The following is a 19,043-nucleotide window of genomic DNA, read 5'->3' as shown; positions in this document are numbered from 1 at the left end:
CAGCGATCTTGGACTGCTCCGGCGGTGACGGACCGCGGAGCGAAACCGAACAGGAGCACACGATGCACAACCCCCATTCCGGCCAGTCCCCGGTGACGGTCATCGGCCTGGGCCTGATGGGTCAGGCGCTGGCCGGGACGTTCCTCGGGAACGGCCACCCCACGACGGTGTGGAACCGCTCGGCCGAGAAGGCCGACGGGCTCGTCGCCCGGGGCGCGACCCTCGCGGCCTCGGTCCGGGACGCGGTCGAGGCGAGCCCGCTGGTGATCGTCTGCGTGTCGGACTACGTGGCCGTGCACGGGCTCCTCGCCCCCCTGGGCGACGCCCTCGCGGGCCGGGTCCTGGTCAACCTGACCTCTGGCACCTCGGAGCAGGCCCGCGAGAGCGCCGAGTGGGCGGCCCGCGAGGGCATCACCTACCTCGACGGCGCGATCATGGCCATCCCGCCGGTCATCGGCACCGCCGACGCCTTCCTGCTCTACAGCGGGCCGCGGGACGCCTACGACGCGCACGAGCCGACCCTGAAGGCTCTGGGCGCGGGCACCACCTACCTCGGCGCCGACCACGGCCTGGCATCGCTCTACGACGTGGCGCTGCTGGGCATCATGTGGGGCACGCTGAACAGCTTCCTGCACGGCGCCGCCCTGGTCGGGACGGCGAAGGTGGACGCCACGGTGTTCGCCCCCTTCGCGAACAGGTGGATCGAGGCCGTGACCGGCTTCGTGTCCGCCTACGCGGGCCAGATCGACGAGGGCGCCTACCCGGCGCTCGACGCCACCATCGACACCCACCTGGCGACGATGGACCACCTCATCCACGAGAGTGAGTCCGGCGGTGTCGGCACCGAGCTGCCCAGGCTCGTCAAGACCCTCGCCGACCGGGCGGTGGCCGAGGGCCGCGGCGGCGACGGTTACGCGGCGATGATCGAGCAGTTCCGCAGGCCCTCCGCCTGACCGCCCCGCATGCGCGCCGGGCCGCCGTGGCCGGGTGGCGCACGCGGTCGCGGCACGTGAGGCGGCGGTTCAGTCGGAGCGGACACCCAGCTCGTCGAGCCGGTTGCGCATGTCCTCCGGATCGGCGTAGACGCGGAACGCGCCGGAGCGCTCAAGCTCGTCCCTGCCGTAACCGCCGGACAGCAGGCCGATGCCCAGTGCTCCGGCCCGGCGGGCGGCCAGCAGGTCCCAGACACTGTCGCCGACGACCATGGCGTACTTGGGATCGACGCCGAGCAGCGCCGCCCCGGCGAGGAAGAGGTCGGGGTCGGGTTTGGCCCGCCGTACCAGGTCGCGGGTGACCATCGGGGTGTCCTCGGGCAGCCCCAGCATGCCGAGGGCCAGCCTGGCGGTCCTGGCGTAGCCGCTCGTGGCGATCGCCCATGGCACCCCGCGGGCGGTCAGCTCGGCCAGCAGGTCGGACGCGCCGGGCAGCGGGCGCACCGAGTCGACCTGCTCGGTGTAGGCGTCCGCGTGCGCCTGCTGCAAATCGTCGATCTGCTGCCTGGTCAGCGACAGGCCGGTCTCGCGCAGCAGCGCGGTGACGAACAGGCCGCCGCTCATGCCGATGCGCCGGTGAATGCGCCACACCGACAGGTCGATGCCGAGGCCCGACAGGGCGCTGCGCCAGGCGATGACGTGCTGGTAGACGCTGTCGATCAGCGTGCCGTCCAGATCGAACAGGAACGCGGGTCCGGGTAGCTCTGGGTAGTCCACCACTCCATTGTCGGCACGCCCCCCGGCAGGATCGGCGGAGGGGGTGAGGAGGCCGGGGGGCGGTAGCCGACCCAGCCGAAGGCGATCGGGCGGTCGGCCACGCTGTGACAACCGGTGCTCACGTTCTCGTTCACGCCCCACCGGTGCCCTTGCGGTCGGTTGGCCGAGTCGGTGCGGATGAAGATCCAGCCACGTCCCACGCCCGGCCTCTCGTCCGCGCCGACGCCGCTGCCGATGGTGCCCGGTGCGGACGGACAGGATGATCTGCGGATGGGCGGACATCACGAGGTGGCCAGCCGGTCATCGGAAATGCTGCTGGACGGTCAGGGAAAGCGCAGACGGATGGTGGGCGTTCGAAGCGGATCACGTCTTCGCTGTTCGGGGTCCCAGCAGTCTGATCGAAAGATCCAACGGATTTGGTGCTGACTTGCGGCGATACGGACAGCAGGCAAGGCGGTTCTCAGAAACCAGCTATCGCGTCATCCTCGGACCCATCACCTGACCGAGTCGGCCTGATCACCAACCTCGACGCATTGCCGTACGCCGGGGTTCGCTGCCGGCTGCTCAGCCACCGACCGATTTCGGACTACAGGAGGCCGGCGTCGCGTACCCTGTTCGCCACGTCCACGCGGCTGTCGGTGCCGAGTTTGGCGAAGATGCGGGTGATGTTGGCCTTCACCGTGGCCACGCTCACTGACAGGTCCGTGGCGATCTCGGAGTTCGAGCTGCCCTTGGCCACCTCGATCGCCACCTCGCGCTCGCGCTCGGTGAGCTGGTCCAGCTCCTTGACCGCCTGCGGCTTGTACCGGCCGGTGGCCGCCGCGATCACCTGGTGGGCGACGCTCGGTGACAGGACCGGCTCGCCCCTGGCCACCGCGCGCACAGCCTCGATCATCTTCGCCGGCGGCGTGTCCTTCAGCAGGAAGCCGTGCGCGCCGAGCCGCAGCGCGCGCAGCACCATGTCGTCGGCGTCGAACGTGGTCAGCACCAAAACGCGCGGCGGCGACGGCCGATCGAGCAGTAGCTCGGTGGTCGTGAGCCCGTCCTGGACCGGCATCCGGATGTCCATCAGGACGACGTCGGGCCGCATGTCGCGGACCACGGTCATGGCCTGCCTGCCGTCCGCTGCGTCGCCGACGAGGTCCAGGTCGGGCTCGCCGCCGAGGATGAGGCGCAGCCCCGTGCGTACCATCGGGTCGTCGTCCACGATCACCACTCTGATCACGGATCAAGCCTCCCACGGCAGTCGTACGTCGAGGATGAAGCGTCCGTCCTGGACCGCGTGGCTCAGGGTGCCGCCGGCCATCCGGGCCCGCTCGGCCAGCCCGACCAGGCCCAGCCGCCCGCCGGGGCCGGACGAGGCGGCGTATGGAGCCGGGTTGCTCATCCGGATCCGTAAGCCCTGGCCCGGTCGTCCGCAGAGCTCGGCCCTCACCCGGCTGCCCGGCGCGTGCTTGCGCGCGTTGGTCAGCGACTCCTGCACGATCCGGTACGCGTGCCGCCCCGTCTGCGCCGGCAGCAGCTCGCGCCCGTCGATGGTGTCGGCCACCTCGACCTGCTGCCCGGCCACGCGTACTTCGTCGAACAGGGCGTCCAGGTCGGCCAGGCTCGGCTGCGGGTCCTCGACGCCGCCGTCGCGGCTCAATGTGCCGAGCACGGTGCGCAGCTCATTGAGCGACTGATGTGCGTTCTCCTGTATCGCCTGGGCCGCCTCGCGGGTCTGCTCAGCGGTGAGGTCGGTGCGGTGTGCCAGACCGCCCGCGAGCATGGCCAGCAGCGAGATCCGGTGCGCCAGCACGTCGTGCATCTCGTGGGCGATTTTGACCCGTTCGGTTAGTCTGGCCTGCTCGATGCGGTGCGCCTGCGCCTCGAGCGCGGCCTCTCGCTGCGAGGCGGCCAGGTCGCGCCGCGCGCGCAGGTAGAGGCCGAAGGTGGTCAGCCCGCCGACGATCACGCTGCCGGTTACGATGGTGACGCTCGTGATGGAGATGACCTTGAGCCGGTCGGCGCTCCGCCACAGGATCTGCGCCGCCGGGCACAGCCACATGGCGAGGGCGACCGGGACGATCTGGCGCCAACGGCGATGCGTGCACAGGGAGACGTAGGTGACGTACGCGGGGCCGGCCGCCGTGGTCGAGTAGAGGGTCAGGAGTGCGGTCGCCAGCGCGACCTTCCAGGGGAAGCGGTGCCGCCATCGCATCAGCGCCAGACCGGCCCCGAACAGGGCCAAGTCCAGGGCAATCTGGGCGAGGCCGGGGGCGACCTCGCGGTTCACGGCTGACAGGATCGAGATCCCGCCGGCGAACAGCGCAGGCACAGTGGCGCAGAGGTAACGCAGAGCCTCGCCCCGGCTCTTTCCTTTCACGCCCGACTCATCGACGCCCCACTCATCCACCCCTGGCTCATTCACGCCCGACAGCCTAGGGAAGCGCCGGAGCCGCCCCCAGCTACCAGGGTCCAGAACGGGTAGCCCTGGGTCTATTTCTCGGCCGGTGGCCATCGACCTGGGTCCGATGACCCGAGGCGGGGAATCCGGTGAACTAGGCCCATGATCGAATTCCGTTGCGTCAGCAAGGCATACAAAGGGGTGAAAGCCCTCGACGAGGTGTCCTTCACCGTCGAGGCAGGCAGCGTCACCGGGTTCCTCGGACCCAACGGCGCGGGAAAATCGACGGCTCTGCGCATCCTGACCGGGCTCTCGCGGCCGACGTCGGGGTCGGCCACCGTATTCGGGCGGCCGTACGCCGAACTCGCCTGTCCCGGCCGCCGGGTCGGCACGCTGCTCGACGCCAGCGCCCTGCATCCGGGGCGCAGTGGGCGGGAGGTCCTGACGCTGGGGGCGATGACACTGGGCCTGCCCCGCTCGCGCGTCGAGGAGAGCCAAGAGCTGGTCGGGCTGACCGGCAAGGAGGGCAGGCGGGCCGTCGGCGGCTATTCGCTGGGCATGCGGCAGCGGCTCGGCATCGCCCACGCGCTGCTGGGCCGGCCCGAGGCGCTCGTACTGGACGAGCCCGCCAACGGCCTCGACCCGCAGGGCATCCAGTGGATGCGCGGGCTGCTGCGCAGCCTGGCCGACTCCGGGTGCGCGGTGCTGCTCAGCTCACACCTGCTGCACGAGGTGGAGCAGGTCGCCGACCAGATCGTGATGATCGGACGCGGCCGCGTGCTCGCCCGGGGCACCGTCGCCGAGCTCGCCCGCGGTGGTGGCCTGGAGCGGACCTTCCTCGAACTGACTGCCCAAGCCGACAGGAGCGCCGCATGACCCCTACCGACATTCCGTTCACCAGGCTGCTACGGGTCGAGACCCGCAAGCTGTTCGACACGCGCAGCGGTCTCATCCTCGCGGTGAGCGCGATCGGGCTGGCGCTCGTGGCCGTCGTCGCCCGGGGCCTCACGTCGGAGCCGCGCTGGTTCACCCTGGCCGGGACCGCCGCCATCCCGCTCGGGACGCTTCTGCCCGTGCTGGCCATTCTCACGGTGACCGGCGAATGGCGGCATCGCACCGCGCTGATCACGTTCGCGCTGGAGCCCCGGCGCGGGCGGGTGCTGGCGGCCAAGTGCCTGCCGCCACTGACGGTCGCCGTGGCGGGCTGCGTGTTCGCCCTGCTGGCGGCCTTGCCCATGACCGCCGTCGCCGCCGCGGTGCACGGAGTCGAGGCCACGTGGACCGTCGCGCCCGCCAAGGTGCTGGGCTGGATCGTGACGATGGTGCTGCTGACCGGCCAGGGCCTCGGCATGGGTCTGGTGTTGTTGAACGCGCCGGCGGCGATCGTGATCTGTCTGGCCAGCACGGCCCTGTGGAGCGCTGTCGTCCGACTCGGTGACATGGGCGCGATCCTGGCGGGCTGGCTCGACCTCAACCTCACTACCAACCCCCTGATGAACGGCGGGTTCACCGGCGACGCCGCCCTTCGGCTGGCCGTGTCAGTGTCCGTGTGGATCGTCGTTCCGGTGGCCGCAGGGATGCTGCGCATCTCGAGGAAGGAGATCGGCTGACATCGGATCGCGTCCGCAGTGGGGATTACGGACCGCTAGGAACCTCTCCAGGTAGGCGGGCATGCAGAGTCTTGCCGGTCGGTCAGGTCAGGGGAATGACGCCCTTGCCAGCGAGTGCCTCGGCCAGGTGGTGAGATTCGCCGCTGGTCTCGACCATGTGTGCGTGATGCATGAGGCGATCGACGGTGGCCGTCGCCATGGCCTTGGGCATGATCGTGTCGAACCCTGACGGGTGGATGTTGCTGGTGACGGCCAGGGTTTCCAGGGTGAACCAGGCGACCCGTAGGTCGGCGTCGACGGCTTCGCGGCAGAGGGCTTCCATGAAGTGGGTCTTGCCGGTGCCGGACGGTCAGTAGGTAGGTGGGCGCTCCGCTGATGATCCGCAGCGTCGCGTCCAGACAGGCGGTCAGCGACCCGAGCGTCTGGTCCCAGGCCGGCTGCACCACTCGGAACTTCGACCAGGCCAGCCAGGCGCAAAACAATTGAGTACGGCCGCCAGCGATGCGCGGGCCCTCGCCCCAGTCCCATTACAGCCACATCCCCGGTTCAGGAATCCATGGCCGGTAAACCCGACGCCGGCCCGCCCGCCAGGACTCCTTGATCGCCGCGACCGCGCGCCGGGTGGTGCGCTCCGGCCACGAAACCCCATCACCACCAGGTCCTTGTGGACCACGTCCGCCCGGATTTCGCCGCCGGATCGCTCGATCTTCTCCTCGATCTTCGCCAGGAACGGGTCGATCGACTTGGGCCGCGGCGCTGGTTCATACGCGTTGTCGCCGGCCTCGCGCATCGCTACGTACCGCTGGACGGTCCGGGAGTGGCATCCCACCAGTTGCGCGGCCGACCAGGCGCATTTGGTCAGGTCGTAGGCGCTGAAGATCTCCATCAGCTCCCAGTCGGACTTGGTCACCAGCGGCCCCCTTCACCAGCTCGAACAGCAGATCCCTGCATCTGCCACCCAAGCTGCCAAGCGGGGAAGAGTCCGTAACCGACACGACCTTGATCAAGAGACTTACCTGACCATCGACCAGCATTTCCGTTGTCCGCCAGCCAGCACCACTATGTCCGCCCAGCCCCACGGCAACGGCCACCGATCAGCGTTTCTTATGACCGCTTACACCCGGAACTGTCGTCCTTCCGCGTCCGCCGGACGCGGTGCTGACGGAGTCACAGGCGTATCAGCGATGGGGGTGTGTCCCGACGTCGGCCGACGTCCCGGCGGTGGTCGCCGAGGCTGTCTGTCCGCGATCTGAACGTGGCTCAGGTAGCGCTGTCCGAGGTCGGTCCGGGTTTCGTGTGGAGGATGTCGCGAGCCTGGTCCGCGGCGCGGGCGATGTTCTCGGAGATGAAGTCGACGAAGCGGGCGATGTTCTCCAGGCGGGCGGCGGCCGGGGTGCCGGGGCCGAGGATGCCCACGCCCTGCCGGGCGATCTCACCGAGGTGGGCGGTGCCGCGGGCGCTGGCCATCGTGGATTGGTATATGACGTCGTCGTCGACGACGTAGCGTTCGCGGCGGCGTTCGTCGCGTTCGCGGCGGATGAGGCCCTGGCTTTCGAGGAACGTGACCGCTTTGGAGACGGATGCCGGGCTGACCTGGAGGCGGCCGGCGAGTTCGGAGGCGGTGAGGCTGCCGGCGTCGGTGGTGTAGAGGCCGGCCAGCACCCGGGCCGTCATCTTGGGCAGACCCTGTTGCATGAAGACGGTGGTGAACGTCTCCTCGTACTCGCGTACGGCTTCGGCATCGCGTCCGTGGGCCTGCGGGGGCGTGTTGGGGTCTCGGGGCGCGGCCTTTCTGCGGCGGTGGGTGCGGTGTTCGGTGGCGCGGTGGGCGAGGTCGGCGCGGTAGGCGGTGGGGCCGCCGTTGCGCATCACCTCGCGTGTGATGGTCGAGGTCGGACGGTCGAGGCGTCTGGCGATCTCGGCGTAGGCGAGGCTGTCGGCCAGTCCCAGCGCGATCTGCTGGCGTTCCTGCTGGGTGAGTCTGCCTCCCGGCATCGCGGTCTCCTTCGTGGTCTGTGGTGTCTCCACTCTAGCGTTCATTCCTGATTCATTGCAACGAACAGGGTGAGGATTGTTGCGTTAAATCCAAGGTCAGTGCAACGATTTCTCGGCTTCTACCTGCATAAATGGCGATTATGCGCAACAGTCTTGTTGCCAAATCTTTGAGTGCAACGTAGCTTTTCCATCGTCAGAAACAGCGGGCCGAAAGGGCGCGCGATGCAGAAGAAGGAGCGCACCATGCAGAAGTTCGACACCCCCGCCCCGGTCTCCGCCGTCCTCGACATCCCCGCGGGACACATCCGGTTCATCGCCGCCGACCGGGCCGACACCACGGTCGAGATCCGGCCCGCGAACACCTCGAAGAGCCGCGACGTGAAGGCGGCGGAGCAGACCACGGTCGAATACCGTGACGGCGTCCTGCGGATCGAGGCCCCGGCGGCGAAGAACCAGATCCTCGGCTCTTCCGGATCCATCGAGGTGACGGTCCAGCTGCCCGCAGGTTCCCGGGTCGAGGCGAAGGCGGCCAGCGCCGAATTCCGGGGCGTGGGACGGCTCGGCGACGTCGCCTTCGAGGGCGCGCAGGGCTCGGTCAAGCTCGACGAGACCGAAGGCGCTCGCCTGACCCTCCAGGCCGGCGACGTCTCGGTCGGCCGCCTGGGCGGCCCCGCGGAGATCAGCACCCAAAAGGGCGACCTCCGCATCACCGAGGCCGTGCGCGGCACGGTCACGCTGCGCACCGAGCACGGCGAGATCTCGGTCGGCGCCGCCCGCGGAGTCTCCGCCTCCCTGGACGCCGGCACCACCTACGGCCGCATCCACAACGCGCTCAAGAACACCGACGGCGCCGCCGCCGGCCTGAACATCCACGCGACCACCGCCTACGGCGACATCACCGCCCGCAGCCTGTGAGAGGCACCCCTCAGACGCGGCGATCCAGTCCGTTCAGTTGATTTCGTACCAGTTTTGAAGGAGTACACCACCATGTCCGTCACTCTTACCGACCAGGACCGCCCGGAGCTGCGGAAGGCCATCCAGGAGATCGTCGATGCCGGTTTCGCCGGGGTGCAGCTGCGCGTGCACGATGAGCGGGGCGAGTGGGTCGGCAGCGCCGGGGTGCGCGAGCTGGGCGAGGACGCCAAGCCGTCGACGGACGGGCGGTTCCGGATCGGCAGCTCCACCAAGCCCTTCGTCGCGACCGTGGTGCTGCAGCTGGTGGCCGAGGGCACGATCGGGCTGGACGACCCGGCGGACGACTACCTGTCCGAGTTCGGGCTGGACCGGCGGATCACGGTGCGGATGCTGCTGCAGCACACCAGCGGGGTGTTCAACTTCACCGGCGAGTACTACGACGACGGGACGGTCGCGCCGGGGATCGCCTGGCAGGGCCGGGAGTGGGTGGAGGACCGGTTCCGCACCTACCGGGACGAGGAGCTGGTACGGCTGGCGCTGTCCAAGCCGGCGCGGTTCGAGCCGGGGACGGACTGGAGCTACTCCAACACCAACTACGTGCTGGCCAGGCTGCTGATCGAGAAGGTCACCGGCCGCTCGTTCGCCGAGGAGCTGCGGCGGCTGATCCTGGAGCCGCTCGGGATGTCGGACACCGTGGCGCCGGGCACCTCGACGGAGATCGCCGGGCCGCACGCCCACAGTTACTACCGCTACGAGGAGGACGGTCAGGACAAGACGGTCGACGTCACCCGCCAGAACCCCTCCTGGATCTCCGCCGGCGGTGACATGATCTCGACCACCCGGGACCTGCACACGTTCTTCTCCGCGCTGATGGGCGGCAAGCTCCTGCCGGCCCCGCTGCTGGCCGAGATGCGCGAGCCGCACCCGAAGATCGGCTACGGCCTGGGGGTGTTCGCGCAGGACCTGGGCCCGGACGGCGGCACCGTCTTCCACCACAACGGCGGCATCGCGGGCTCCGCGGCGCTGATGTACAGCACTCCCGACGGCAGCAGGACCCTGACCGCCTCGCTGACCTATGTGGACGACGCCGCGCTGTCCCTGGCGCAGACGTTCCAGACAGTGCTGCAGAGCCTCGTCGACGAGGTGTTCTGCGGCGGGAAGGCCGCGGGCTGACGGAGCCGGGCCGGCTCATCGTGGCCGGGGCCGAGCACCGATTTCATCGACCGTCTGCAAGCGCGCCCGGGACTTCCCGGTAGGCGAGCTGATGGGCACGCAGCCGCCTGCCCGCCACCCGGGGCCCCACCCCCATCGACCCCGAATTGCTCGACGAGCTCTTCGCCTGAGCGCGACACCGAAAGACGAGGAAGTATGAAAACCCAATCCCCACCAGCGATCACGGCCACCAAGGCCTTCCGGCGAGTGGCGGTTACCGCGCTGGCGACCGCGCTGCTGGCCGGGGCGGCTGTGGCCGCGCCCGGGGTGGCCGCCGCGGACAGCAAGGTGGCCGTGTCGAAGGCCGCGGCCGGGCAGGACCGCCCGGAGCTGCAGGAGGCCATGCAGGCGTTCGTCGATGCCGGTTTCGCCGGGGTGCAGCTGCGCGTGCACGATGAGCGGGGCGAGTGGGTCGGCAGCGCCGGGGTGCGCGAGCTGGGCCAGGCCGCCAAGCCGCCGACCAACGGGCGGTTCTGGACGGGCAGCGTCATCAAGCCCTTCACCGCCACCCTGGTGCTGCAGCTGGTGGCCGAGGGCAGGATCGGGCTGGACGCCCCGGTGGCCGACTACCTGCCCCAGTACAAGCTGGACCGGCGGATCACCGTGCGGATGTTGTTGCAGCACACCAGCGGGTTGTTCAACTACACCGGCGAGTACTACCCCGACGGGAAGTTCGTGCCGGGGATCCCCGCCACCGGCGACGAGTGGCTGGACAACCGGTTCCGCTCCTACCGGCCGGAGGAGTTGGTACGGCTGGCGCTGTCCAAGCCGGCGCGGTTCGAGCCGGGCACGGACCAGAGCTATGCCAACACCAACTACACGCTGGCCCTGCTGCTGATCGAGAAGGTCACCGGCCGCTCCTACGCCGAGGAGATGAAGCGGCGGATCCTGCGGCCGCTCGGGATGCGGGGCACCGTGGTGCCGGGCGACCGGACGCAGCTGCCCGGGCCGCACGCCCACGGCTACTACCGCCACCAGGACGCCGGCCAGTGGAAGACGGTCGACGTCTCCCGCCAGAACCTGTCCCTGCTGGCCGGCGCCGGGGATCTGATCTCGACCACCCAGGATCTCCGGACGTTCATCTCCGCGCTGAACGGCGGCAAGCTCCTGCCGGCCGAGCTGCTGGCCGAGATGCGCAAGCCGTACGGGAAGCTCGGCTACGGCCTCGGGCTGTTCGCGCAGGACCTGGGCCCGAACTGCGGCACCGTCTTCCAGCACAACGGCGCCCCTCCGCACGGCTACGGGGCGCTGATGTACAGCTCACCCGACGGCAAGAGGACCCTGACCGCCTCGGTGACCTATGTGGACGACGCCGCAAGGTCCCTGGGATCGAAGTTCCCGAAGGTGGTGGACACGCTCGTCAAGGAGGTGTTCTGCGACGGGCAGACCGGGACGGCTGACGAGGCCGAACCGGTTCAGTAGACCAGGCCGAGCACCGCGGACCCGTACATCTCGAAGGTGGACTCCTTACGGTCGTGCGTCAGGTAGAGCGCGAACCGGGCCACGCCGAGCTCGGCGTGGCCGGTCCGCAGGCGCCCGGCCCGCGCGTAGGAGCGGCGCGCCCGGCCAATTTGCGTGATCTCCCACACGGCGCCGGACACGACCGACGTGCTGCGCCGGTTGCCGGCCGAGGGCTGGCAGCCCGAGCAGGGCAAGGACATCACCGCCGACGGCATCGCGCAGCTGTCGCCCTGCCTGACCGCGCACATCTCCGAAAGCGCGCAGCCTTTTTCCTTACTCTGCGTATATCGTCGTTAATTATTATATGAATTTCGGGCGGGATTCAGCTCCCTGACGACGGAGATCTCAGCGGGGTGCGGTCGAGGTCGCCGGTCAGCTCGGCGAGGGAGTCGAAGACGTGGGCGGCGCCGGCCTCGCGCAGCTCGTCGGGTGAGAAGCCGCCGGTGCGGACCGCGACACCGGGCAGGCCGAGCTTGCCGGCGGCGACGAAGTCCCAGGTGGAGTCGCCGACCGCGACGCCGGAGGTGCCCTGGACCTTCTCCAGCGCCACCCGCATCAGGTCCGGGGCGGGCTTGGTCGCCTCGACGTCCTCGGAGGTGGTCCACGCCTGGCAGTGCGCGCGGCCGTCGATGAGGTCGAGGAAGCGCTCGACATGCTGCGGCCTGCCCGATGAGGCCAGGACCACGGCGAATCCGCGCCGGCCGATCTCGGCCAGGAGCTCGGTGGCGCCCTCGAAGGGCCGCACCTCGTCGATGAACCTGTCGAACTCCTCCACCCACGCCTCGCGCAGCGCGTCGCCGTGCCGCCGCTCGACGGCGTCACCGGCGAGGGCCGCCACCAGCTGGTCGCCGCCCATGCCGATGTGCCGGTGGATGCGCCACAGCGGCAGCCACACGTCGTAGCGGCCGAACGCCCGGTACCACGCGAGCGAGTGCTGGTAGTTGGTGTCGACCAGGGTGCCGTCGACGTCGATGATGGCGGTGTCGGCCATGTCGCCCTCCTGTTGTCGCCCTCCTGTTGTCGGCCGGCAGGGACGTGCCGCCCGGCGGCCGGCCGTCCCGGACGCGCCGGTACGGCGGGCGGCTCCCGGTGCCGGGCACGCGCCGCCGGACATGACGGTTATCCCCGGTGGTCCGGATCCATGCCTGAGGGGCCGGACCGGATGCGGACGGTGCCGTCAGCCGTTCACCGCGCGCAGCGCGCCATTCAGCGGTGCGGCCGGGGACGGGCGAGGACGAGCGCGATCGGCACCAGGAGGGCGGTGAGCGCGAAGGCGAGCGGGTAGCCGGTCCGCACGGCGAGCACGCCGGCGGCGACGGCGCCCAGGCCCAGCCCCGCGTCGTAGGCGAGGTTCCACACGGCGCTGACCGTGCCGAACGCGGAGGCGGGGGCCCGCTCGAACATCATGGTCAGACTGGCGTTCTGGGCGATGCCGAAACCGGCTCCGAACAGTGCCATGCCCGCCACCACCGCGGCCGGGGCGGCGGTGAAGACCAGCCCCGTCATGCCGGCCGCGGCCATGAGCACGCCGGGTGCCAGCAGCCGGCCCGTGCCGTGCCTGTCCGCGTGCCGCCCGGCCCACCAGCGGGTGAGGGTCGACGCGGCGGCCTGGGTGAGCAGGGCCACCGCGGCGAGGTCGCCGGATCCCGGCGGCACGGCGACCGGCAGGAAGGTGACGACGGTCCCCGAGGCCATCGCGGTGGCCGCGAAGACGATCGAAGGGCGGACCAGCGCGGGGGTGCGCAACCCGGCCAGGACCCCGAGCGCCCGCTGTGCCGGTTCCTGTCCGTACGTCTGCTGTGCCGGTGCCTGCCTGTGCTCGGGTGCCGGCGGTCGCCCGGGTGCGGCCGCCGGCGCGGCCGCCTGATCGCGTGCCGGTGCCGGAGGCCGCCCCGGGGCACGGCCCGGAAGGGCCGGCACCGCCGCCAGCCCGGCCAGCGCGGCCAGCGCCCCGGCGACGAACACCGGCGGGTATCCGATCTCCCCGGCGAGCCACACGCCCAGCGGCAGCGCGACGACCGCCGGTACTCCGACGACGACGCCGTACAGACCCAGCCCCTCACCGCGGCGCTCGGGCGGGACCAGCGCGGCCACCAGCGCGCCGCTGAGGACGACGCTGACCGCGAAGCCCGCGCCGCGTACGGCGCACACGGCCATGACCGTCGCCGTGCCCGTCGAGCCGGGCAGCGCCAGCGCCGGGACCCCGAGCAGCACCAGACCGGCCGCCATCACCGCCCGGTGGCCGAACCTGGCGGCCAGGCGGGGGGTGCACAGTTCGGCGACCACGGTGGAGGCCATCAGGACACCGGTGGTCAGGCCCGCGCCCAACCCGCCCGCGCCGATCGAGGAGGCGTACAGCGGGACGACCGACAGCAGCAGGCAGAAACTCATTCCCGCGCCGAAGGTGGACAGGAACACCATGGTCAGGGCCCAGGTGAGGATCCGTGGCCGGGGCACGGCCGGCGCGCGCCCGGTCGCTGGGGTGGCGAGATCAGGGGAATCCACCCCCATAATGTAACAGCGCTGTTGTATTTCCGCCGAAGAAGGGATCACGACGTGACCACGGACTATCCGCCGATCGAGCCGTACGACCACGGGATGCTCGACACCGGCGACGGCAACCTCGTCTACTGGGAGGTCTGCGGCAACCCGGACGGCAAGCCCGCCCTCGTCGTCCACGGCGGCCCCGGAGCCGGATGCTCGGCCGGCCACCGCCGCACCTTCGACCCGGAGCGCTACCGGATCATCCTGTTCGACCAGCGCAACTGCGGCCGGAGCACGCCGCACGCGAGCGACCCCGCCGCCGACATGAGCCTCAACACCACCGAGCACCTGCTCACCGACATGGAGCGGCTCCGCGAGCACCTCGGCGTCGACCGCTGGCTGCTCTACGGCGGCTCCTGGGGGTCCACGCTGATCCTCGCCTACGCCGAGCGCCATCCGGAGCGGGTGACGGAGATCGTGATCCCCGCGGTCACCATGACCCGGCAGTCGGAGATCGACTGGCTCTACCGGGGTGTCGGGCGGTTCTTCCCCGAAGAGTGGGAGCGGTTCCGGGACGGTGTCCCCGAGGCCGACCGTGACGGCGACATCGTCGCGGCCTACGCGCGCCTCATGGAGCACCCCGACGTGAAGGTGCGGGAGAAGGCCGCGATCGACTGGATGACCTGGGAGGACGTGGTGGTCTCCATGGAGCCGAACGGCAAGCCGAACCCCTACAGCGACCGTCCCCCGGCCGACCTGCTGGCGTTCGTCCGGATCTGCGCGCACTACTTCGCGCACGGCGCGTGGCTGGAGGAGGGCGTCCTGCTGCGCGAGGCGGGCCGCCTGGCCGGGATCCCCGGCGTCCTGATCCACGGCCGCCTCGATCTGAGCGGCCCGGCCGACACCGCCTGGGAGCTCGCCCGCGCCTGGCCCGACGCCGAACTGATCATCGTCGACGACTCGGGGCACACGGGCAGCCCCACGATGCGCGCGGAGGTGCTCGGAGCGATCGACCGGTTCGCCCCCCGATGAGCTGACGTCGGGGCCCGTCGGTGGACCGACATCGGACCCCCGATGAGCTGACGTCGGGGAGGGCCGCCACGCCCGCCACGTCCCCGCCGCGTGAGCGCCCGGGGGTTCGGACGGCCCGGGGGTTCGGACGGCCCGGGTAGGTCCGGATGGCCGGCGGGCGGCACGCCGACCCGCTGCGCCGTACGCGTCAGGGATAGATCTTCTTGTGCTCGGCCGGCATCGTGACGTACTGCTCGATACGGCGTGCCCGGGTCTCGGCCTTCTTGGCGTCCTGCGCGCGGTACGGCACCGCGTAGCGGTTACGGCTGTCGAGGGTCGCGAAGAACTCCTGCGCGGCGCGGTGCCGGCGGGTCAGCGCCGTGCCGCGGACCGCATGGTCACCTCGGTCTCGAGGGCGGCCAGGTAGCGGTCATGGCCGGCGCGGAGCTTGTCGGCGCCGAAAACGAGGGAGACGAGCGGGCCCGCGAGCGATTCCCGCATGGTCACCCGGGTGCGGCCGTCGGGGAGCGCTTCCAGCACCTGCTGGTCGACGGCCTTGTAGCCGAAGACCACGCCGCTCCAGGTGAGTTCGCGCTCGGGGGCGACGACCGCGAACCTTGACTTGATCCTGACCTTGCCGAGCCGCCAGCGGAAGTCGGCGCCGGGGGCCATCTCGTCGAGCTCCAGGACCTCGTAGTCCGGTGCCCAGGCGGGCCAGTTGCGGAGGTCGGTCAGCACCTCCCAGACCTGGGCGGGGGTTGCGTCGATGACGACGCTGGACTCGGAGGTCACGGGGGCCTCGGCGTCGATCCGGTGCCGGGCGGCGTAGTCGGTGTGCAGGACCGCGAGGGAAGGGCCGCGGTAGAACAGCTTGCTCATGATCACTCCTTGGCTTCGAGAGCAATGATCTCCTTTTTGAGCGCCGATGTAAAGAGCGGTGCTCTCGATTTTGAATAGTGCTTCCTTGGAGTGTGGCGTGGACCCGGCCGGAGAACGTGGCCGGCCTTCCCCGCGACCCTGATACGTGCCCGCTCCGCACCCCCGTCGCAGCGCCCCGCCGGGGGCCTCTCCCGTCACAGGAAGTAGACGTGCCACCATGCGAGGAATCCCGCGTACACGAGCGCCGCCAGAAGGTGGGTTCCCCGCCTTCTCAGGGGTCTCTTCACGGCGGGCCCGTCCGCGTGCGGCGGCCGGAACACCGCAACGACGGTGGCGGCGAGGCCGAGCCAGGCGAGGAGGCCGTACCACCGCAGGACCGAGGGGACTCCCAGCGCCAGCACGGTCTCGTTCTCCGCGATCACCCCGTACACCGCGTCGACCGTCAGGCCCACGAAGGCCAGCCCGGTCACTCCCGCGACCAGCGTGGGCAGGCGGCGTCGCGGTCGCAGGACGCCCGCGACGAGCTGGACCAGCACCGTCACCCCCAGCAGTCCGAACGGCAGCAGCGTCCACGGCGCCTGCTGTGCCCGGTAGGGGGCGGCGGTGAGGTGGATCTCCCCTGGCCGGACGGCCCGGTAGGCGGCCTGTCCGGGGTCGCAGGGCGGCGCGGCCGCCGGGTCGGAGAGGAAGGCGGCGATGGTCTGCCGGCCGCACCGGCTCGACAGGAACACCGCGTGCCCGACGCCGGCGAACTCGACGAACCGGGAGTTGGGCAGCGCCTCGGCGGCGGGTCTGGCCGTACGGCTCGGCGTGGTCGGGTCGTACTGGCCACCGAGCACCAGGACGGGCGCCTTGGTGGTGGCCGCCGTGACAGGGGCGCGGGGCAGCTTCCAGGTGTCGCACACCGTCCGGTCGTGGACCCCGGTGAACAGCCGGGGCTGCGTCTGGGGGAAGTCGTTGTAGGGCGTCTCGTCCTGGCACTGGACCGCGTGATAGAGGCCGAACTCGTGGGTGGCGAGCCCCGGCCCGGCCGCGTCGGCCAGGGGCTGCAGCAGGTCGTGGTGGCCCGCCGCCAGTCCGTCGATCAGGGCGGGCACGATCGGGAGCACCTCGACCGAGTGCATGGCCTCACCGAGAATCGTCGCCGTGTCGTCACCGGTGAGCCGGACGGTGATCGGCCGGCCCGTCAGCGGGTCACGGGTGGTGATGGCCGCCGGGTCCCTGTTCAGGCCGGCGACCATCGCCGTGAACCGTTCGCTCAGGTCCGGCCAGCCCTGGCCGGACAGCTTCGCGACCGCCTCGGTGAGATCGCGGGTGGCGTCGTCGTACCAGTTCACCTCGGCGGGGAGGAAGGAGTCCAGCACCACCGAGCGGGTGCCCTCGGGGTCGGCGGCGGCTGCCGCCAGCATCGACCGGGTCGAGTAGCTCACCCCGAACAGGTTCCACCGCGCGTATCCCAGCGCCCGCCTCAGGTCCACCGCATCGGCGGCGATCTCCCCGGTTCTGTAACCTCGGAGGTCCACGCCGAGCCGCTCCCGGCACGCCGCCGCACCGGCGGCGATCACACCTGTCTCCTCGGCGGCCTGGCCGGTGCTCCTGAGCGTGTCCAGCATCGCGCGGACCGTCTCCGGGCAGTCGAGGCGCGGTTCGGACCACCTGCTGCCACGCTGTTCCAGCGCGATCACGTCGCGGTCCCGGAACATCTCGGCGAGGTAACCGGTGAGCTGGATCGACGCCGAGGCGGGGCCTCCACTGGTGTAGACGACGGGATCCGGCTTGCGGTCCGCGGCGGTCGAGCGGTGCACGGCGAAGCCCACTCTGGTCTTCGGCCCGTCCGGCAGGTCACGCCGCTCGGGAACCACCAGATACCCGCACCGGGTGTCCTTCGGAACCGTCACGGGGCACGGATGATCCTCCAGCGCCGGCGCGCTCTGCGCGGCGGCGGGGACGGGTACGGCGAATGCCAGGGTGCCGGCGGCAATGAGCGCGGCGAGGCCGGTGGTGTTCCTCAAGGACATGGGGGGTTCCTTCTAGGGAGGCTCAGTCCGATTCCTTTTCGCAGTGGTGTCCGTCTTATGATCGTTCACGCCACGCCGGTGCACTACGCGAACACCCCACGGCGGACGGGACCAGGAACCCGGCCGGACGGTTCCGCGCCCAGGTGCTGGACGTGCCGCGGGTCGACGACGGCCGGATCGCCGTGATCACGCTGTTCGAACCGCGTCACTTCGCCGCGTTCGGTCTGCCCCTGGTCCTGCCGTGAGCGCGGGATTCCGGCGGCGCGAGGTGGTCCTGGCCTGTGGTGAGGTCCGTGACTACGACGCGGCCGCGTGGCACGACGCGATCGTCCGGGTGCGAGGGATGGAGGTCGAACTCGAAACGGTCGACGGTGCCCGCCGGCGCTTCGGCCACGGCGCGGTGCTGTGTCTGGCCGGCCTTCCGCTGCGCGTGCTGCGCGATCCGGGGCCGGGCCCGGTCACGTTGATCGCGGCAAGCCGGAACCGGCTACGCGAACGGGCTTGGCGTACGTTTCCGATGCACTCCGACCCCCGCCACCAGGCGCGACCGCCCTGCCGCTGTGGGGCAGGGGGCCGCGGACCACTGGATCGCCGACGAGGGCCCTGATCGCCGGCCCTCACGCCGAGCGGCGGCCGGCGTTCTCAGGCCGCTGGTCGCGGGACTGCTGCAGCTCGGCGTTGATGCGCAGAGCCTCGGCGAGCTGGTCTTCCAGGATGATGATGCGGCAGGCGGCCTCCAGGGCGGTGCCCTGGTCGACGAGCTCCCGCGCGCGGGCGGCCAGGCGGAGCTGGTAGCGGGAGTAGCGCCGGTGACCGCCGTCGGAGCGCTGCGGCTCGATCAGTTTGGCGGTGCCCAGGCTGCGCAGGAACGCCGGGGTGACGCCGAGCATTTCGGCGGCCCGGCCCATGCTGTAGGCGGGGTAGTCCTCGTCGTCGAATCGGTGACCTGGGGTGCCACCGGAGGCGGCGGGGGGCCTCTCGGCCGGGTGGACTCTGTCGGCGGTGTCTCGGAGCGCGGAGCTCGATCGGACGGCCGACGCCATCGGTGCTTGATCCATATACCTTCCCGAATGCCAATAGGGGCCCCGGCGCCATGATGCGCCGGGGCCCGCGAGGTTCAACACCATCTATCGGCCATTTGGCCGACTTACTTGCTTCCGCATGAGGCCGCCCGGTAGGGGCGGGGATGCGGGGATCGCGAATGCGTGACCGTAGACCACCGTCCAATCCGTGGAGCTGCGGTACCCGTGCGGCGAACTTCAGCCGGCAACGGGCGATCCTGATGGCGTTCAACACTCCTTTCGTTTATCCCTGCTAGTTCTTCACCACGTGGCAGCGCGTCCACGGCCGGGACCCTTCACCT

At 70.6% G+C, this 19,043-nt stretch carries 21 protein-coding genes; 8 read left to right on the top strand and 13 right to left on the bottom strand.

The features are described 5' to 3' along the window. Positions 1-62 precede the first annotated feature (62 nt). On the top strand, positions 63-953 hold the full coding sequence (locus tag ACZ6R6_RS18560) for an NAD(P)-dependent oxidoreductase (protein ID WP_470094829.1): 891 nt from the start codon (positions 63-65) through the stop codon (positions 951-953). A 69-nt stretch (positions 954-1,022) separates the two neighbouring features. Here ACZ6R6_RS18560 and ACZ6R6_RS18555 read toward each other — a convergent pair whose 3' ends face one another. The 3 genes from ACZ6R6_RS18555 to ACZ6R6_RS18545 form a co-directional block, all read right to left on the bottom strand. Beyond that, the gene (locus tag ACZ6R6_RS18555) at positions 1,023-1,709 is read right to left on the bottom strand and encodes an HAD family hydrolase (RefSeq protein ID WP_470094827.1); all 687 of its coding nucleotides are present in this window, start codon (positions 1,707-1,709) and stop codon (positions 1,023-1,025) included. A gap of 586 nt (positions 1,710-2,295) precedes the next feature. Then, positions 2,296-2,934 carry a response regulator gene (locus tag ACZ6R6_RS18550; RefSeq protein WP_470094825.1) on the bottom strand — a complete coding sequence of 213 codons (639 nt, stop codon included), beginning with the start codon at positions 2,932-2,934 and terminating at the stop codon, positions 2,296-2,298. A 3-nt stretch (positions 2,935-2,937) separates the two neighbouring features. Then, the gene (locus tag ACZ6R6_RS18545; RefSeq protein ID WP_470094823.1) at positions 2,938-4,119 is read right to left on the bottom strand and encodes a sensor histidine kinase; all 1,182 of its coding nucleotides are present in this window, start codon (positions 4,117-4,119) and stop codon (positions 2,938-2,940) included. 138 nt (positions 4,120-4,257) lie between these two features. Between ACZ6R6_RS18545 and ACZ6R6_RS18540 the strand changes: the two genes are divergently transcribed. Further along, entirely contained in the window at positions 4,258-4,971 is a 714-nt protein-coding gene (locus ACZ6R6_RS18540) for an ABC transporter ATP-binding protein (protein ID WP_470094821.1), read from the top strand. After that, positions 4,968-5,705 (top strand): hypothetical protein, encoded by a 738-nt coding sequence (locus ACZ6R6_RS18535; protein WP_470094819.1) that lies wholly within the window; start codon positions 4,968-4,970, stop codon positions 5,703-5,705. Before ACZ6R6_RS18540 ends, ACZ6R6_RS18535 begins: the two co-directional genes overlap by 4 nt. 82 nt (positions 5,706-5,787) lie before the next feature. On the opposite strand, the gene ACZ6R6_RS18530 is transcribed toward ACZ6R6_RS18535, so the two are convergent. From ACZ6R6_RS18530 to ACZ6R6_RS18520, 3 genes are all read right to left on the bottom strand, one after another. Then, the gene (locus ACZ6R6_RS18530; protein WP_470094817.1) at positions 5,788-6,027 is read right to left on the bottom strand and encodes an ATP-binding protein; all 240 of its coding nucleotides are present in this window, start codon (positions 6,025-6,027) and stop codon (positions 5,788-5,790) included. Positions 6,028-6,111: 84 nt separating this feature from the next. Continuing rightward, positions 6,112-6,615, bottom strand: coding sequence for a hypothetical protein (locus ACZ6R6_RS18525; protein ID WP_470094815.1), 504 nt, complete (start codon positions 6,613-6,615; stop codon positions 6,112-6,114). A gap of 350 nt (positions 6,616-6,965) precedes the next feature. Beyond that, the gene (locus ACZ6R6_RS18520) at positions 6,966-7,700 is read right to left on the bottom strand and encodes a GbsR/MarR family transcriptional regulator (RefSeq protein WP_470094813.1); all 735 of its coding nucleotides are present in this window, start codon (positions 7,698-7,700) and stop codon (positions 6,966-6,968) included. Between the two features lie 243 nt (positions 7,701-7,943). On the opposite strand from ACZ6R6_RS18520, the gene ACZ6R6_RS18515 reads away from it, so the two are divergent. The 3 genes from ACZ6R6_RS18515 to ACZ6R6_RS18505 all read left to right on the top strand — a co-directional run bounded on the left by ACZ6R6_RS18515 (position 7,944) and on the right by ACZ6R6_RS18505 (position 11,249). Next, positions 7,944-8,615: a DUF4097 family beta strand repeat-containing protein gene (locus tag ACZ6R6_RS18515; RefSeq protein WP_470094811.1), complete on the top strand. Its 672-nt coding sequence runs from the start codon at positions 7,944-7,946 to the stop codon at positions 8,613-8,615. A 72-nt stretch (positions 8,616-8,687) separates the two neighbouring features. Beyond that, positions 8,688-9,788 (top strand): serine hydrolase domain-containing protein, encoded by a 1,101-nt coding sequence (locus tag ACZ6R6_RS18510; protein ID WP_470094809.1) that lies wholly within the window; start codon positions 8,688-8,690, stop codon positions 9,786-9,788. Between the two features lie 195 nt (positions 9,789-9,983). After that, entirely contained in the window at positions 9,984-11,249 is a 1,266-nt protein-coding gene (locus tag ACZ6R6_RS18505) for a serine hydrolase domain-containing protein (RefSeq protein WP_470094807.1), read from the top strand. Here ACZ6R6_RS18505 and ACZ6R6_RS18500 read toward each other — a convergent pair. Beyond that, a complete protein-coding gene (locus ACZ6R6_RS18500; RefSeq protein WP_470094806.1) occupies positions 11,243-11,428 on the bottom strand; it encodes a hypothetical protein in 186 nt (61 codons plus the stop codon). The genes ACZ6R6_RS18505 and ACZ6R6_RS18500 overlap by 7 nt on opposite strands. Before the next feature lie 7 nt (positions 11,429-11,435). On the opposite strand from ACZ6R6_RS18500, the gene ACZ6R6_RS18495 reads away from it, so the two are divergent. Further along, positions 11,436-11,585 carry a hypothetical protein gene (locus ACZ6R6_RS18495; RefSeq protein WP_470094804.1) on the top strand — a complete coding sequence of 50 codons (150 nt, stop codon included), beginning with the start codon at positions 11,436-11,438 and terminating at the stop codon, positions 11,583-11,585. A 25-nt stretch (positions 11,586-11,610) separates the two neighbouring features. Here the strand turns inward: ACZ6R6_RS18495 and ACZ6R6_RS18490 are convergent, their stop codons facing one another. Together ACZ6R6_RS18490 and ACZ6R6_RS18485 are read right to left on the bottom strand one after the other, a co-directional pair. Beyond that, complete coding sequence (locus ACZ6R6_RS18490) at positions 11,611-12,279, bottom strand: HAD family hydrolase (RefSeq protein WP_470094802.1); 669 nt, start codon at positions 12,277-12,279, stop codon at positions 11,611-11,613. Positions 12,280-12,494: 215 nt separating this feature from the next. Continuing rightward, positions 12,495-13,793 carry an MFS transporter gene (locus ACZ6R6_RS18485; protein WP_470094800.1) on the bottom strand — a complete coding sequence of 433 codons (1,299 nt, stop codon included), beginning with the start codon at positions 13,791-13,793 and terminating at the stop codon, positions 12,495-12,497. 51 nt (positions 13,794-13,844) lie between these two features. On the opposite strand from ACZ6R6_RS18485, the gene pip reads away from it, so the two are divergent. After that, on the top strand, positions 13,845-14,804 hold the full coding sequence (pip, locus tag ACZ6R6_RS18480) for a prolyl aminopeptidase (RefSeq protein WP_470094798.1): 960 nt from the start codon (positions 13,845-13,847) through the stop codon (positions 14,802-14,804). A gap of 187 nt (positions 14,805-14,991) precedes the next feature. On the opposite strand, the gene ACZ6R6_RS18475 is transcribed toward pip, so the two are convergent. From ACZ6R6_RS18475 to ACZ6R6_RS18460, 4 genes are all read right to left on the bottom strand, one after another. Further along, on the bottom strand, positions 14,992-15,159 hold the full coding sequence (locus ACZ6R6_RS18475; RefSeq protein ID WP_470094902.1) for a YdeI/OmpD-associated family protein: 168 nt from the start codon (positions 15,157-15,159) through the stop codon (positions 14,992-14,994). Next, positions 15,156-15,662 carry an SRPBCC domain-containing protein gene (locus ACZ6R6_RS18470; protein ID WP_470094796.1) on the bottom strand — a complete coding sequence of 169 codons (507 nt, stop codon included), beginning with the start codon at positions 15,660-15,662 and terminating at the stop codon, positions 15,156-15,158. Before ACZ6R6_RS18470 ends, ACZ6R6_RS18475 begins: the two co-directional genes overlap by 4 nt. A gap of 194 nt (positions 15,663-15,856) precedes the next feature. Then, the gene (locus ACZ6R6_RS18465; protein WP_470094794.1) at positions 15,857-17,680 is read right to left on the bottom strand and encodes an alpha/beta hydrolase; all 1,824 of its coding nucleotides are present in this window, start codon (positions 17,678-17,680) and stop codon (positions 15,857-15,859) included. 617 nt (positions 17,681-18,297) lie between these two features. Further along, the gene (locus ACZ6R6_RS18460) at positions 18,298-18,723 is read right to left on the bottom strand and encodes a MerR family transcriptional regulator (protein WP_470094792.1); all 426 of its coding nucleotides are present in this window, start codon (positions 18,721-18,723) and stop codon (positions 18,298-18,300) included. Between the last annotated feature and the right edge of the window lie 320 nt (positions 18,724-19,043).

It is taken from the genome of Streptosporangium sp. NPDC048886, from assembly GCF_055586905.1.
Note: the sequence above shows the minus strand (reverse complement) of the source record. Positions and strands in the feature narration are given on the sequence as shown.

Excerpts from the sequence above, each read along its gene's own strand:
- ACZ6R6_RS18540 (WP_470094821.1), top strand. The coding sequence starts at position 4,258 with ATGATCGAATTCCGTTGCGTCAGCAAGGCATACAAAGGGGTGAAAGCC.
- ACZ6R6_RS18460 (WP_470094792.1), bottom strand. The coding sequence starts at position 18,723 with ATGGCGTCGGCCGTCCGATCGAGCTCCGCGCTCCGAGACACCGCCGAC.
- ACZ6R6_RS18515 (WP_470094811.1), top strand. The coding sequence starts at position 7,944 with ATGCAGAAGTTCGACACCCCCGCCCCGGTCTCCGCCGTCCTCGACATC.
- ACZ6R6_RS18505 (WP_470094807.1), top strand. The coding sequence starts at position 9,984 with ATGAAAACCCAATCCCCACCAGCGATCACGGCCACCAAGGCCTTCCGG.
- ACZ6R6_RS18530 (WP_470094817.1), bottom strand. The coding sequence starts at position 6,027 with ATGGAAGCCCTCTGCCGCGAAGCCGTCGACGCCGACCTACGGGTCGCC.
- ACZ6R6_RS18520 (WP_470094813.1), bottom strand. The coding sequence starts at position 7,700 with ATGCCGGGAGGCAGACTCACCCAGCAGGAACGCCAGCAGATCGCGCTG.
- ACZ6R6_RS18510 (WP_470094809.1), top strand. The coding sequence starts at position 8,688 with ATGTCCGTCACTCTTACCGACCAGGACCGCCCGGAGCTGCGGAAGGCC.
- ACZ6R6_RS18465 (WP_470094794.1), bottom strand. The coding sequence starts at position 17,680 with ATGTCCTTGAGGAACACCACCGGCCTCGCCGCGCTCATTGCCGCCGGC.
- ACZ6R6_RS18470 (WP_470094796.1), bottom strand. The coding sequence starts at position 15,662 with ATGAGCAAGCTGTTCTACCGCGGCCCTTCCCTCGCGGTCCTGCACACC.
- ACZ6R6_RS18560 (WP_470094829.1), top strand. The coding sequence starts at position 63 with ATGCACAACCCCCATTCCGGCCAGTCCCCGGTGACGGTCATCGGCCTG.
- ACZ6R6_RS18535 (WP_470094819.1), top strand. The coding sequence starts at position 4,968 with ATGACCCCTACCGACATTCCGTTCACCAGGCTGCTACGGGTCGAGACC.
- ACZ6R6_RS18490 (WP_470094802.1), bottom strand. The coding sequence starts at position 12,279 with ATGGCCGACACCGCCATCATCGACGTCGACGGCACCCTGGTCGACACC.